Raw genomic sequence first — 12,453 nt, 5'->3', positions numbered from 1 at the left:
CCACCGGCCATCGGCCATGTCGGGCGCGGCGCGGCAGGGCGGCGGGGCTATGTTCGGGGCATGCATTGGGATCAGATGACGGCCACGCCCGGGGCGCTGCGGACGGCCGCGGCGCGGTTGCGGCGCGGTGTGGGGCAGCTGGAAGTCCTGGCGTCCATCATCGAGGCGGCGGAGGGGCCGTGGCTGGGGGCCATGGATTCCGATGGGCGGGGGACCGCCGAGTTGCGCATGCATCTGGCGGGGAAGTACCGGTTCACCGCGGTGGTGACCAGCGCCGGGAAACTCGCCCTGGCGGAACTGAACTCGCCCGGGCGGGGGAAGCGGGCCGAGCTGGTGCTGTCGACCAAGGCCGCCCAGCGCCGGGGGTGGGACGCGCCCAGGGACATGCCGAAGCAGCAGGAATGGGTCGACTACGTGGTCGGGTGGGTGCGGGAGGCGAGCGCGGCCGTCGGGCGGCGGGACGTGGTCGAGTGGCTGCTCGAGGGCGCCGGCCAGCGGCTGGCCGCAATGAACGACAGCGTCGAGACCATGCGGGCCGCCCTCGCCGAACGCGAGCAGATGCGCGACGAGCTCGCTGCCGAGGTCGCAAAGCTGCGGGCGGAACTCGAGGCCGAATCAGCCCTCGCCGACATGCGCGTGGTGGTCGGCGACATAGCGCCAGACGGGAAGGAGAGCGTGGTCGTCGAGGGGGTCGCCGGCCGGATGGGCGGTGGCGCGGAGGCGGTCGGTGACAGCGGTCTCGTCGAGGCCGGAGCCGATGAAAACCAGGTTGCTGACGCGGGGCTCATGGCGGGACCACATGGTGGGCTCGATGGTGATGTGGCGGCCGACCATGTGCAGCACGAACTTTCGCGGGTCGTCGGGGACGGCGAAGGCCAGCACGCCCTTGGCGCGGAACAGCCCGGCGGGCGGATCCTCCAGTAGCGCAATGAGTTCGCGCGGGTTGAGGTCCGTGTCGGAGGTGAAGCAGACGCTGTCGTAGGCGTCGTGCAGGTGGCGGTGGCCGTGGCAATCGCCGTCGTGACAGTGGTCGCCGTGCTCATGCGGCGCGTCCGCGTCGAGCAGTAGTTCGTCGAAGCTGAGCTGCTCGCCGACCCGGGGTTCGTGTGGCGCACGGGTAGGCACGTCGAACAGCAGGCCCGGGTCGATGCGTCCGTGGCTGGTCGGATACACCGGGACCGGGTCGACCAGTTCGGCGATCTCCGACCGGAGCCGTTCCAGGGCATCGGGGTCGACGCGGTCGGCCTTGTTCAGCACCACCAGGTCCGCCATGTGCAGGTGCGTCGCGAGTTCCGGGTGCAGCGCGCGGCTTTCGGAGAAGTGCTCGGCATCGACCACCTCGACCAGTCCGCCGTAGCGGATGCGCGGATTGTCGCTGTTCACCACCATGCGAATCAGATTGCGCGGCTCCGCCAGCCCGCTGGCCTCCACCACGATCACGTCGATCTTGTGCCGGGGATGCGCCAGCCGGTCGAACAACTCGTCCAGTTCGCTCACGTCCACCGCACAGCACACACATCCGTTGCCGAGCGAGACCATGGCGTCGACCTGCCCGGCCACCAGCATGGCATCGATATTGACCGCGCCGAAGTCGTTGACCACCACCCCGATCCGCGTGTTCCGGGTCCGCAGCAATCGGTTGAGCAGCGTCGTCTTCCCGACCCCGAGGAATCCGGCCACGATCAGGACTGGAATACGGCGGCTCACGGCGACCACCCTACCGATCGGGCCCGCGGCCACCGCGGCATGGATGCCGAGTTTGATTCGACAGAAACCGCGGGGAAATACCCGAGATCTACCGTGACGGACTATCCGGACCGACCACGGGAGGTGCGCCGTGCGAGTGCGCGACGTTCTCGATGCGCCACAGCTGCGTATGCGGTTGCTGCACGGGGATACGGGGGAGCTGGATCGTCCGGTCGCCAGGGTCTGCGCGACCGACATGCCCGACCCCCGGCCGTTCGTGACGCCGGGCGCGCTGGTGTGCACTGGATTGGTGTGGCGTCAGCAGGCCGCCGATTCGGATCGCTATGTGGGCCTGCTGGCGGGAGCCGGGGTCGTCGGAGTGGTGGCCGGCCAGGCGTTGCACGGGCACGTGCCCGAGGATGTGGTCGCGGCCTGCCGCCGACACCGGCTGCCGCTGCTGTCCGTGCCTCAGAGCGTGGCTTTCAGCCGGATCATCGAATACCTCGCCGAGCAGGCCGCCGAGATGCGCTGGCGGCGGGTGCAGTCGCGCGCCGACAGTCAGCGACGACTGCTGACCGCGGTCGCCGCCGGGGCCGCGATCGAGACGCTGGTCGCGGATTTCGCGGCGGAGCAGCATGTTTCGGCGTGGCTGCTGACCGCCACGGGCACGGTCATCGCCGGAACAGCCGACCTGGTCGAGGCGGACGTCGACCGGATCCTCGCCACCGCGCTCACGGCGCCACGTCTGCCCGCCGTCGCCACCGGCGCGATGCGAGTGCTCCAGGTGGGCGCGGGCGATCGAGTCACCGCCTGGTACCTGGTGATCCGCCCGTCGGCCCCCGAGCGCGATCCCTTCGGCGCGGACCTGGCGGCCGTGGCGGAGCTGTACCGCCAGCGCCGCGCCGACCGGCAGCATCTGGACTGGGAGCTGGCCGACCGCTTCCCGGTGCCGTTCACCGAGCAACCGAGCAGGCTGGAAGCGGCGATCGTCTGCGAAGTCCACGCGACCGAGGCCGGGACCGGTATCGAGCCGGTCCCGGATGCGCTGACGCACCGACCGCTGCCCGGCGGTCCCCCGGGCTCGAGCGAACGGGCGAGCGCGCCGGCCCCCGGCCCGGAGTCCGCGGCCCCGAACCGGGTCGCGGGTCGGGTGGATTCCGCCGCCGGGCTGGCGGCTGTGCGAAGCGCGCTGCACGACGTGCTCCCGGACCTGGTCACCTCGTTGGACCGGGAGGGACGGGTCGTGGGCGTGACCTCGGGCGGCCAGGACGAGGTCGCCACCGCGATTCGGCGACGACTCGGGCGAATCATGCCCGTTCTCACCGGTATTCGACTCGCGATCGGCGTGAGCGCCCGGCACCCGGAGGAGACCCTGGCGGGCGCGATCGCAGCGGCGGCCGCGGCTTCCACCGCGGCCCGTGACGACGCTGCTCCCCTCAGCCTGCGCGCGGCTGACATCGACTCCGCGGTCGGCCTGTTCACCACGGTGCCCGGTGGACTCCAGCGGCGTTTCGCCGAGCGGGTGCTGGGGCCGGTGCTGGAGTACGACCGGCGGCACGGGGCCGGATTGCTGGAGACGCTGGCGATTTTTCTCGGATGCGAGGGCTCCTGGCGGCAGGCGGCGGATCGAATGCATCTGCATCTCAATACCGTTCGCTATCGCATCGGCCGGATCGAGGAGCTGACCGGGCGCGATCTCGGCCGGCTCGACGATCGGCTGGACCTGTACCTGGCGGTGCGGACGCTGGGCGGTCAGACCGCGCCGGTATAGGGGTTCCAGGCGGTTCCGGCATCCGGTGCGCCCTCGCGCAGCACCACGGCCTGGATCAGGCCGTAGGGGCGATCGTCGGCGTGGAAGACCTCGCCCCTGTTCGGGACTCCGAAACGGTCTGTGTCATAGGCGAAGTGGTGCTTGTTGGGCGCCGACAGGCGGATCTCCGCCAGGCACGGATACCCTTCCAGCGCGGCCCGGCCCATCTCGAACAGCGTCTGCTGCAAGGCTTTCGAGTGCAGCGTCGCGAACGTCTCCACCATGGCGGCGCGGATACCGTGGTAGGCGGCATCCCAGTCGCCGGGCGGGGAGGCGAAGCGCCAGCGAGCGGCCAGACTGGTGGCCAGGATCCGATCGTAGGCCGGTTCGAGGACCGTGAACGGGTCGGTGAGGAAGCCCGCGAATTCCGAACCGGTGGATTTGAGAATCACCAGGTCCTTGACGCCGCCGATCACCCATTCACGGCGATCCGCACCGCTGCCGCCGACGGTGATCGCCGCGATCCGCACCTCCGGTCCCACCCGCGTCCAGGTGTGATCGTGCCCGCTGCCGCCGACCGGAACCCGTTGCCACGCATACTCTTCGATCTCGATGCGCGCCGAATCCACCGGCGCGATGTCATCGACGAAATGCCGGGCCAGTGCCAGCCCGTAGTCCTCGATGCTCCCGTCGCCGTGGCTCTTGGCATAGGTGTAGATGGTCTGCTTCTGCGAATCGGTGGGCAGCACCGCGCCCTGATCACCCATGGTGTGCGCGTCATCGAACGCGCCGCGCAGACACGAGGACACGTTGAGGTCCCGGATCTCGTGCCGAGCGGTGTCGCGGTAGATGCGCACCACCCGGTTCTCGGCTTTCCCGTACTGGTGCGGGCCGAGCACGATCCGGCCGTCGGCTTCGCTCATGGTCGCCTCCCGTGGTCGCTGATCACTGTGCCCCACTGTGGCGTACGGGAGCCGCCGCGCACGCTGGTTCCGAATACGAAAACTGTCCTCGGCGATCCGCGACATTCGAGCGAATCGGACAACTGCGGGGTTGGCCTATCCGCAGGCGTTGACCCATTCCGAGAGTCCGTCGGCGAACATCTGACGCTTCCAGATCGGGACCTCATGCTTGATGCGGTCCACGAGTTCGGCGCAGGCGGTGAAGGCTTCGGCGCGATGCGGGGCGGCGACCGCCACGACGATCGCGAGATCGCCGATGGTCAGTGAGCCGATGCGGTGCACCGCCGCCACCGGCAGTCCGCTGGAGTCGGCGACGTCCGTGCACACCTTCCGGAGGAACTGCTCGGCCTGCGGATGCGCCGAGTACTCCAGTGACGACACCGATTGCCCGCCATCGTGATCGCGCACCTTGCCGGTGAACACCACGATGCCGCCGTACCGGGGTCCGCTCACCGCCTTCTCCGCCTCGGCCGGATCCAGGGGCTGATCGCTGATCCGGGCCAGGAGCTCAGTCATGGTCGCCTCCTCCGGCCACCTGGGCCAGCAGATGTTCGAGAAGCGGTGTCAGTACGGCCATGCCGTCCTTCACCCCGCCCGGCGAACCGGGCAGATTGACGATCACGGTGCGCCCGGACAGGCCCGCCACGCCCCGGCTCAGCGCCGCGAGCGGAAACTTGGCGGTGCCCGCCTGGCGGATGGCATCGGCGACCCCGGGGAGTTCCCGATCGAGGAGGGCGAGTGTGGCTTCCGGGGTGGCGTCGGTGGGGGAGGCGCCGGTGCCGCCGGTGCTGATGATCAGGTTCGGCTCGGTGGACAGGGCATCCTCGAGGCCGAAGGCGATATCCGTGTCCGCGAAGACCAGCGGGCCGCGCACCGCGAAACCCTGTGCATCAAGCCATTCGGCGATGATCGGGCCGGTGGTGTCCAGACGGGTTCCGGCGGCGACGCCGGTCGAGGCCACCACGACGGTGGCGGTCCGGCCCGTGCCGGCGAGCGGAGCCGTTGCGGCAGTGGCCTTCTCGTGCTTCTCGCGATGGTGCCCACCGTGCTTCTCGGCTTCCGGCCGCACCCAATGTCCGTGCTTCCCACCCTCTTTGGTGATCAGCCGCACTCCGTTCAAGGTGGCAGCCGGGTCCACCGCCTTCACCATGTCGTGCAGCGTGAGTCCCGCGACCGCGACCGCGGTCAGCGCCTCCATCTCGACGCCGGTCGGGCCCTTGGTCTTGGCGGTCGCCTCGATGGTGATGGTGGTGTCGGTGAAGTCGAAGCTCACGTGCACCGACGACAGCGCCAGCTGATGGCACAGTGGAATCAGTTCGGAGGTCTTCTTCGCACCATTGATCCCGGCGATGCGCGCGGTGCTGAGCACGTCGGCCTTGGGCATGTCGTCGGCCCGGACCAGCCGGATGACCTCGGCGGTGGTGTGCAGTTCACCCGCGGCGACCGCGGTGCGCGCGGTGTCGGCTTTGGCGCTCACATCGACCATGCGGGCGCGCCCCTCACGGTCGACATGCGACAACTTACTCATATCCACCACCTTGGCACAGGGAAGTCGCCGGATTCACAGCGGCCGGACCTCGACGATCGTGCCCACGGGCAGCTCGGTCGCGGCGGCCGGAATGTCGACCAACACATCGGCCTGCGCCATGGCCGCGATCAGATGCGAGCCCTGACCCGACACCAGCGCCACTCCGCCCTCGGCGAGCTTGCCGCGCAGGAACTGCCGCTTCCCGGCAGGGGAGCGGACCGGTTCCAGCAGTGGCAGTTCGGAAATCGGCAGCGCCGGCAGCCCCGCCAGCTCGCGCAGGATCGGCCGGGCGAAGACCTCGAAGGACACCATGGTGCTCACCGGATTGCCCGGGAAGCTCAGCACCGGAACCCCGTCCACCACGCTCAGCCCCTGCGGGCCACCGGGTTGCATTGCCACCGAACCGAATTCGCCGCCCAGCGGGGTCAGCACCTCCTTGACGACCTCGAAGTCGCCCATGGAGACGCCACCGGAGGTGAAGACCACATCGGCCTGGGCCACCGCCTCGGTCAGGCGGTCCCGGAACTCGTCGTGGTTGTCGGTCGAGTGTGCCACCGACACCACCTCGACGCCGTTGTCGGTCAAGGCCGCCGCCAGCGCGATGCCATTGGAGTCGAAGATCTGGCCGGGCAGCAGAGCGGCTCCGGCGGGGCGCAATTCGTCGCCCGTGGTGAGCACGGCCGCGCGCACCGGACGGAACACCGACAGCTCGCCCAGGCCGACCGCGGCCAGCGCCGCGATATGCCGGGGACGCAGCAGCGTCCCCGCGGCGGCCAGCAGCTGTCCGGCGCGCACATCGGTGCCGGGCTCGCGCACGAAATCGCCGGTGGCACGGCTGGTTCGGACCGTCACAGTGACGCCGTCGGACTCGGTGTGCTCCACCGGCACCACGCAGTCCGCGCCGGGCGGCACCGGCGCGCCGGTCATCACCTTCACCGCGGTGCCCGGTTCGAAGGTCATCTGCTCGGTATTGCCCGCCGCGACCACGCCCGCCAGCGGGAGTGTGGCCGGCACGATGGCCACCGATTCGGCGCGCACCGCATAGCCGTCCATGGCCGAGTTTCGGAACACCGGCAGATCCAGGGGGGCATGCACGTCCGCGGCCAGTCGGCGGCCCAGCGCCCGCGGCATCGATACCGGCTCCGCGGGGCGTCCGGCCAGCGGGCGGAGCACATCCTCGATGCGTCGGCGGTGGTCGTCGACGGGTCGGGCCGGGGCTAGCGCGTGCCGGGAACTCATGCCGGTGAGCCTATACGCGGGTGGACCCTTCAGACCGCGACCGGGCTGGTCGACGGGTCCGGCTCGTAGGAATCTACGAACACTTGCGGACCCGGCAATAATGGTCCAATGACCGTGGTCGCGATGGGTATGCCCGCTGTGCGAACCGGGCGGCCCGCGATGGACGGACGCCCGGACACGCCGTTGCTGCTGGACCGCTACGGCCGGGTCGCGCGGGACCTGCGGGTATCCATCACCGAGAAGTGTTCGCTGCGCTGCACCTATTGCATGCCGGAGGAGGGTTTGCCGCCCATCCCCGCCGACGAACTGCTCTCCACCGAGGAGATCGTGCGCCTGGTGACGCTCGCGGTGCGCGAACTGGGCGTGCACGAGGTGCGATTCACCGGCGGCGAACCGCTCATGCGCCGCGACCTGGAGCGGATCATCGCCGGTTGCCATGCGGCGCTGCCGGATACACCGCTGGCCATGACCACCAATGGCGTCGGGCTCGAGCATCGGGCGCGCGGCTTGGCCGAGGCCGGGCTGCGGCGCATCAATGTCTCGCTCGACACTGTGGACCGCGACGGCTTCCACCGGCTCACCCGCCGTGACCGGCTGGACTCGGTGCTGGCCGGCGTTCGCGCCGCCATCGCGGCCGGACTCGCCCCGCTCAAGGTCAATGCCGTGCTGATGCGCGAAACCCTGGATGGTGCGGCCGATCTGCTGCGGTGGTGCCTCGATGCGGGCGCGGAACTGCGGTTCATCGAGGAGATGCCGCTCGACGCCGACCATGAGTGGGCGCGCGCCAATATGATCACCGCCGCCGAACTCCTGGACGTGCTGGGTAAGCGCTTCGACCTCACCGAGGCAGGCCGCGAGGATCCCTCCGCTCCGGCCGAGCGCTGGCTGGTCGACGGCGGCCCGGCCACCGTCGGCATCATCGCCTCGGTGACCCGCAAGTTCTGCGGGGACTGTGACCGCACCCGCCTGACCGCCGACGGCCGGATCCGCTCCTGCCTGTTCAGCGACCAGGAGTACGACATTCGCGCCGCCCTGCGGTCCGGCGCGACCGACGAGGGCATCGCCGAGCTGTGGCGCGGCGCCATGTGGAACAAATCGGCCGGGCACGGGATCGACGCGGCCGGCTTCGTCCCGCCCGAACGAACGATGGGAGCCATCGGTGGTTGAGGTCCGCTATTTCGCCGCGATCGCCGATGCGGTCGGCAAGGAGAAGGAAACCCTGGACCTGCCGTCCGGGGCCACCGTCGCCGACCTGCGCACCATCCTGTCGGCCACCTACGGCCCGAAACTGGACCCCATGCTGAAGGTCTGCGCCTACCTCATCGGCGACGAGCTCACCCGCGACGCCGCCGCCCCGCTCTCACCACGGGTCGACGTGCTCCCGCCGTTCGCGGGCGGCTAGCGCCCGGGCGGCCGCGTCATGAGCTTCATTGCCGGGCGCTAACATTCGCCGGTCCCCGCACGCTGCCGCCAGGAGACCGATCGCGCATGACGCACACCCCCAAGCCCCGCCACCCGGCCGTCGCGAAGGCGCAAGCCGCGCGGGCCGCCAGCTTCCAGCTCCGCGTCGCGGACTGGATCACCAAGTTCGCGGGCTCGATGAACTTCGTCTACATCCACGCGGTCGGCTTCGCGGTCTGGATGATCGTCCTGGAGAAGAGCCCCTGGCCGACCTTGACCTTGGTCGTCTCCCTGGAAGCGATCTTCCTGTCCACCTTCGTCATGATCGGCCAGAACCGTCAGGCCGACTTCCAACAGGCCAAGGCCGACCACGATTTCCAAGAGCAGGAACTCGAGCTCAAAACCAACACCGAACTGACCCGCGCTATCCATGTCATGACGGCGGAACTCCACCGTCGCCTCGTCGAGGACCTGGACCGGAAATAATCCGGGCGGCCGACATCCCCTCCGACGCGATCAGGCATCTGTGCGCCGGGGGCCCCGCTGCGATCGTGCGGAGCGGGCGTGAGGTGGCGCCACTTCGCGCGTTCTTCTCGCAGGTGTGCCCGCTGCGTTCCGGCGCGGCGGGCACCAGCCTGGATGAGAGTCAGCGCCACCAGGTGTCGAGCGGGGTCACGGGAACCGCGCGCTTGTGGCGGGTGTTGCGGAAGATGGTTTCGAGTCTCTCCGCGACCTCGGGGGCGACGGGCTTGCCCTCGAGATAGTCGTCGATCTGGGAGTACTTCAGGCCCAGGGCCTCTTCGTCGGGCAGGGCCGGACGGTCGTCTTCGAGGTCGGCGGTGGGGACCTTCTCCCACACGCTCGGCGGCGCCCCGAGTTCCTGGAGCAGGGCCGCGCCCTGCCGCTTGGTGAGACCGGTCAGCGGCGTGATGTCGACACCACCGTCGCCGTACTTGGTGAAGAAGCCCGTGACCGCCTCGGCGGCGTGGTCGGTGCCGACGACGATCAGGTTGAGCTGGCCCGCGATGGCGTACTGGAGCACCATGCGCTCGCGGGCTTTGATGTTGCCGCGCACGAAGTCTCGCAACCGCGGCTCTTCGCCGAGGATCTCGGTGAGATCGCGTACAGCCTCGGCGGCGGCGGCGTCCGCGCTGGGCTTGACGTTGACGAGGATGGAACGATCGGGCTGGATGAAGCGCAGGGCGACCTGGGCGTCTTCTTCATCGGCCTGCACGCCGTAGGGGAGGCGCACGGCGAGGAAGGTGGCGTCGTGGCCCTCGGCCCGCAGCTCTTCGGCGGCGAGCTGGCACAGTCGTCCGGTCAGTGAGGAGTCCTGGCCGCCGCTGATGCCGAGGATGAAACCCTGGGCAGGCGTGGAGCGCAGATAGTCCTTGAGGAAGTCGATGCGCCGCCGCACTTCGGTTTTCGGTTCGATGGTCGGCAAGACGCCCAATTCGGCGATGATCTGTTCGCGCAGGTTCCCCATGCGGTCACTCTAACGGTGCGCCCGGCGCGGTGACCTGCCGGACGAGGGTCTCCCAGTGATCGCCCACCTGTTCCAGGGTGTAGCCGAGCTCGCGGATCTGATGCAGCACCAGCCCGGCGTCCAGCGTGGCCAGCAGCGTGTCCGCAGTCAGCGAGATGTCGCCGGGCGCGTCCGCCTGCCGGAGCAGCAGGGCGACATGGGTTTTCGCGATGTTGTAGGGCGGGCCGGAGTACTGCCCGCCGATGTCGGCGTTCTTGCGCACATCGCCCTCCACCTCGACCAGCGCCAGCCGTGCCCGCCCGAAGGCGATCAGCCGCTCCCGCGGCGGGGCGCCTGGTCCCAGCGGCGGCGGCCCGAACATATAGGCCCACTGCAGTTTCTGATCGGATTGGTCGAGCAGCGCCAGCATGAGTCCGGCCCGATTGCCGAAGCGCCGGAACACCGTGCCCTTGCCGACGCCGGCCAGCTTGGCGACCGCGTCCATGGTGACCGCGTCCGCGCCGCAGTCGCGGACCAGTTGTTCGGCGGCGTCGAGCAGCAGTTGCCGGTTGCGGGCGGCATCGCTGCGCTCGTGGCTGCTGCCGGGCATGAGCAGCGGCACCGAGTGCGCAGGGGGACGCTGCCTGCCGACGGGTTCGATCGGCAGGGCGATGGTCGGCGGGGTCGGAACGACCTCATCCGGTGAGGTGTCGCGTGTCACAGGCTGTCTGCTCCTACCCGGGAATGTAAGCGGACTGTGGTCCGGTTACAGTCTATCGAAAGTTCCGCTGCTGAATCAGTAACCCTTGGAGTGATCATCATGTCGCAGACCCGCATTCTCGTTCTGGTCGGCAGCCTCCGCGCCGCGTCGATCAACCGCCGCCTCGCCGAGGCCGCTGCGAAGGCCGCCCCGGAGGGCGTCGAACTCGCCATCTACGAGCGCCTCGGTGAAATTCCTTTCTACAACGAGGACATCGACGCCGAGGGCGAGGTCCCGGCCGCCGCGCAGGCGCTGCGTGAGGCCGTCGCCGCCTCCGATGCCGTGCTGCTGGTGACCCCCGAATACAACGGCACCCTGCCCGCCGTGCTGAAGAACGCCATCGACTGGGCTTCCCGCCCGTACGGCGCCGGTGCGTTGAAGGGCCGCCCGGCCGCCGTCATCTCGGCGTCCATCAGCGCGAACGCGGCCAAGTGGTCCCATGACGACGCCGTCAAGGCGCTCGGCGTGGCGGGCGCGGATGTGGTGAAGGAGGCGTCGCTGAACTTCGGCGTCATCGGTCAGCGCTTCGGCGAGATCCACCCGGCCGACGACGCCGAGGCCCTCACTCAGCTGGCCGCCACCGTGCTTCTGCTGGCGGAGACCGTCAACGCTCGGGCAAACGCCTGAAACGCAGGATGATCACTCACTGAATTCAGCGCAAGGCCACGGCTTTTCGGCCGTGGCCTTGCCACTCTTCCCGGACAATTCGGGCTACCTTCAGATTATGAAGCTATCAACGGGCAACTCTGTGTTAAGCCGTTGTTTCATGGCGGTCACCCTGGCCGTTTCCGCCGCCTCGGTGGTGGTCAACGCTGTCGACGCGGCGGCCGAATCGAATGTCCGCCTGTATGTGGGCAACTGGGCCGGGTATGTGGTGCAGGGGGACTTCCGCGAGGTCAGCGCCACCTGGGTGCAGCCGGAGGTGGACTGCCGCAACCCCGGCGTCCTGCAGCGCGTGGTTCCCTGGGTGGGCTTGAACGGCGCCGCCGGCCTCGACGGTTCGGTCGCCCTCCCGCTCATGCAGACCGGCGTCGAATCCCTGTGCGCCAGTGACGCCGCCGTGTACGCGGCGCTGCCGGGACTGCAGGTCGAATCCATGGCCGCGGGCGTGGCGTACGCCGATCCGCATCTGGCCGGGACGGTCATGAACATGGGGGCCAAGCTCTCCGACGCCCTGGGCGCGGCCGCCGACGGGCTGTGCTCGATCGGACTCTTCGGTGGTTTCTGCAGGCCGGACAAACAGGTCGACGGCTGGTGGGAGACCTATCCGGACCCGCAGGTGAGCTACGACGACGTGGTGGTCCGTGCCGGCGACACCATGCGCTCGGTGGTCAGCTGGGACGGCAGGCGCTACATCATGACGCTGGAGAACCGCACCGCGAACTGGGCTCGCACCACGGTCGCCGCCTCCACTGTGCCCGCCCGGACCGCGGAGATCGTCGTCGAAGGCCATCTCGATGCCGCGCTGCCCGGCTTCGAACCGATCACCTTCACCAACATCAGCATCGACGGGCAGCCGTTGTCGGCCTACGACGCCCAGGCCTACGGCATCGCGGCCACCAATCGATTGCTGGTGCCCGGTCCGGTCGCCGGCGCGTCGTTCACGATCGGGTAGTTTGGCCGCTCGCGCCGCGACACGCCGAAGTGCGCGCGGGACCCAGG

At 69.4% G+C, this 12,453-nt stretch carries 14 protein-coding genes; 6 read left to right on the top strand and 8 right to left on the bottom strand.

All coding sequences use genetic code 11. From position 1 onward, the window contains the following. Positions 1–71: 71 nt before the first annotated feature. A complete protein-coding gene (locus GLP40_RS10260; protein ID WP_154787594.1) occupies positions 72–386 on the bottom strand; it encodes a hypothetical protein in 315 nt (104 codons plus the stop codon). A gap of 229 nt (positions 387–615) precedes the next feature. Continuing rightward, a complete protein-coding gene (locus tag GLP40_RS10255) occupies positions 616–1,707 on the bottom strand; it encodes a CobW family GTP-binding protein (protein WP_328289957.1) in 1,092 nt (363 codons plus the stop codon). 136 nt (positions 1,708–1,843) lie between these two features. Here GLP40_RS10255 and GLP40_RS34775 point away from each other — a divergent pair, with 136 nt between their 5' ends. Continuing rightward, on the top strand, positions 1,844–3,457 hold the full coding sequence (locus GLP40_RS34775; RefSeq protein ID WP_328289956.1) for a helix-turn-helix domain-containing protein: 1,614 nt from the start codon (positions 1,844–1,846) through the stop codon (positions 3,455–3,457). On the opposite strand, the gene pucL is transcribed toward GLP40_RS34775, so the two are convergent. From pucL to GLP40_RS10230, 4 genes are all read right to left on the bottom strand, one after another. Beyond that, positions 3,439–4,359 (bottom strand): factor-independent urate hydroxylase, encoded by a 921-nt coding sequence (gene pucL, locus GLP40_RS10245; RefSeq protein WP_154787591.1) that lies wholly within the window; start codon positions 4,357–4,359, stop codon positions 3,439–3,441. The genes GLP40_RS34775 and pucL overlap by 19 nt on opposite strands. Positions 4,360–4,494: 135 nt before the next feature. Further along, positions 4,495–4,914 (bottom strand): molybdenum cofactor biosynthesis protein MoaE, encoded by a 420-nt coding sequence (locus GLP40_RS10240; protein WP_154787590.1) that lies wholly within the window; start codon positions 4,912–4,914, stop codon positions 4,495–4,497. Next, positions 4,907–5,926, bottom strand: a complete 1,020-nt coding sequence (gene moaCB, locus GLP40_RS10235) for a bifunctional molybdenum cofactor biosynthesis protein MoaC/MoaB (RefSeq protein ID WP_154787589.1) — start codon at positions 5,924–5,926, stop codon at positions 4,907–4,909. Before moaCB ends, GLP40_RS10240 begins: the two co-directional genes overlap by 8 nt. Positions 5,927–5,959: 33 nt before the next feature. Further along, positions 5,960–7,165 carry a molybdopterin molybdotransferase MoeA gene (locus GLP40_RS10230; RefSeq protein WP_154787588.1) on the bottom strand — a complete coding sequence of 402 codons (1,206 nt, stop codon included), beginning with the start codon at positions 7,163–7,165 and terminating at the stop codon, positions 5,960–5,962. Between the two features lie 108 nt (positions 7,166–7,273). Here GLP40_RS10230 and moaA point away from each other — a divergent pair, with 108 nt between their 5' ends. The 3 genes from moaA to GLP40_RS10215 all read left to right on the top strand — a co-directional run bounded on the left by moaA (position 7,274) and on the right by GLP40_RS10215 (position 9,052). Then, positions 7,274–8,332, top strand: a complete 1,059-nt coding sequence (gene moaA, locus GLP40_RS10225) for a GTP 3',8-cyclase MoaA (protein ID WP_154787587.1) — start codon at positions 7,274–7,276, stop codon at positions 8,330–8,332. After that, positions 8,325–8,567 (top strand): MoaD/ThiS family protein, encoded by a 243-nt coding sequence (locus GLP40_RS10220; RefSeq protein WP_328289955.1) that lies wholly within the window; start codon positions 8,325–8,327, stop codon positions 8,565–8,567. Before moaA ends, GLP40_RS10220 begins: the two co-directional genes overlap by 8 nt. An 86-nt stretch (positions 8,568–8,653) precedes the next feature. Next, positions 8,654–9,052 carry a DUF1003 domain-containing protein gene (locus GLP40_RS10215; protein WP_154787586.1) on the top strand — a complete coding sequence of 133 codons (399 nt, stop codon included), beginning with the start codon at positions 8,654–8,656 and terminating at the stop codon, positions 9,050–9,052. A 160-nt stretch (positions 9,053–9,212) separates the two neighbouring features. Here the strand turns inward: GLP40_RS10215 and nadE are convergent, their stop codons facing one another. Both nadE and GLP40_RS10205 read right to left on the bottom strand, forming a co-directional pair. Further along, complete coding sequence (gene nadE, locus GLP40_RS10210) at positions 9,213–10,052, bottom strand: ammonia-dependent NAD(+) synthetase (protein ID WP_154787585.1); 840 nt, start codon at positions 10,050–10,052, stop codon at positions 9,213–9,215. Between the two features lie 4 nt (positions 10,053–10,056). Then, complete coding sequence (locus GLP40_RS10205; RefSeq protein ID WP_154787795.1) at positions 10,057–10,641, bottom strand: TetR/AcrR family transcriptional regulator; 585 nt, start codon at positions 10,639–10,641, stop codon at positions 10,057–10,059. Positions 10,642–10,851: 210 nt separating this feature from the next. Here GLP40_RS10205 and GLP40_RS10200 point away from each other — a divergent pair, with 210 nt between their 5' ends. Then, positions 10,852–11,418 carry an NAD(P)H-dependent oxidoreductase gene (locus tag GLP40_RS10200; protein ID WP_154787584.1) on the top strand — a complete coding sequence of 189 codons (567 nt, stop codon included), beginning with the start codon at positions 10,852–10,854 and terminating at the stop codon, positions 11,416–11,418. 139 nt (positions 11,419–11,557) lie between these two features. Continuing rightward, positions 11,558–12,406 carry a G1 family glutamic endopeptidase gene (locus GLP40_RS10195; RefSeq protein WP_196054603.1) on the top strand — a complete coding sequence of 283 codons (849 nt, stop codon included), beginning with the start codon at positions 11,558–11,560 and terminating at the stop codon, positions 12,404–12,406. The last annotated feature ends 47 nt before the right edge of the window (positions 12,407–12,453 follow it).

It is taken from the genome of Nocardia aurantiaca (assembly GCF_009708175.1).
In the GTDB taxonomy this organism is placed as follows: Bacteria; Actinomycetota; Actinomycetes; order Mycobacteriales; family Mycobacteriaceae; genus Nocardia; species Nocardia aurantiaca.
Note: the sequence above shows the minus strand (reverse complement) of the source record. Positions and strands in the feature narration are given on the sequence as shown.

What these genes read in the sequence shown, in the direction of transcription:
- GLP40_RS10215 (WP_154787586.1), top strand. Translation starts at nt 8,654, where the DNA reads ATGACGCACACCCCCAAGCCCCGCCACCCGGCCGTCGCGAAGGCGCAA.
- GLP40_RS10230 (WP_154787588.1), bottom strand. Translation starts at nt 7,165, where the DNA reads ATGAGTTCCCGGCACGCGCTAGCCCCGGCCCGACCCGTCGACGACCAC.
- moaA (WP_154787587.1), top strand. Translation starts at nt 7,274, where the DNA reads ATGACCGTGGTCGCGATGGGTATGCCCGCTGTGCGAACCGGGCGGCCC.
- GLP40_RS10195 (WP_196054603.1), top strand. Translation starts at nt 11,558, where the DNA reads ATGGCGGTCACCCTGGCCGTTTCCGCCGCCTCGGTGGTGGTCAACGCT.
- GLP40_RS10240 (WP_154787590.1), bottom strand. Translation starts at nt 4,914, where the DNA reads ATGACTGAGCTCCTGGCCCGGATCAGCGATCAGCCCCTGGATCCGGCC.
- GLP40_RS10200 (WP_154787584.1), top strand. Translation starts at nt 10,852, where the DNA reads ATGTCGCAGACCCGCATTCTCGTTCTGGTCGGCAGCCTCCGCGCCGCG.
- nadE (WP_154787585.1), bottom strand. Translation starts at nt 10,052, where the DNA reads ATGGGGAACCTGCGCGAACAGATCATCGCCGAATTGGGCGTCTTGCCG.
- GLP40_RS10260 (WP_154787594.1), bottom strand. Translation starts at nt 386, where the DNA reads ATGTCCCTGGGCGCGTCCCACCCCCGGCGCTGGGCGGCCTTGGTCGAC.
- GLP40_RS10205 (WP_154787795.1), bottom strand. Translation starts at nt 10,641, where the DNA reads ATGCCCGGCAGCAGCCACGAGCGCAGCGATGCCGCCCGCAACCGGCAA.
- pucL (WP_154787591.1), bottom strand. Translation starts at nt 4,359, where the DNA reads ATGAGCGAAGCCGACGGCCGGATCGTGCTCGGCCCGCACCAGTACGGG.
- moaCB (WP_154787589.1), bottom strand. Translation starts at nt 5,926, where the DNA reads ATGAGTAAGTTGTCGCATGTCGACCGTGAGGGGCGCGCCCGCATGGTC.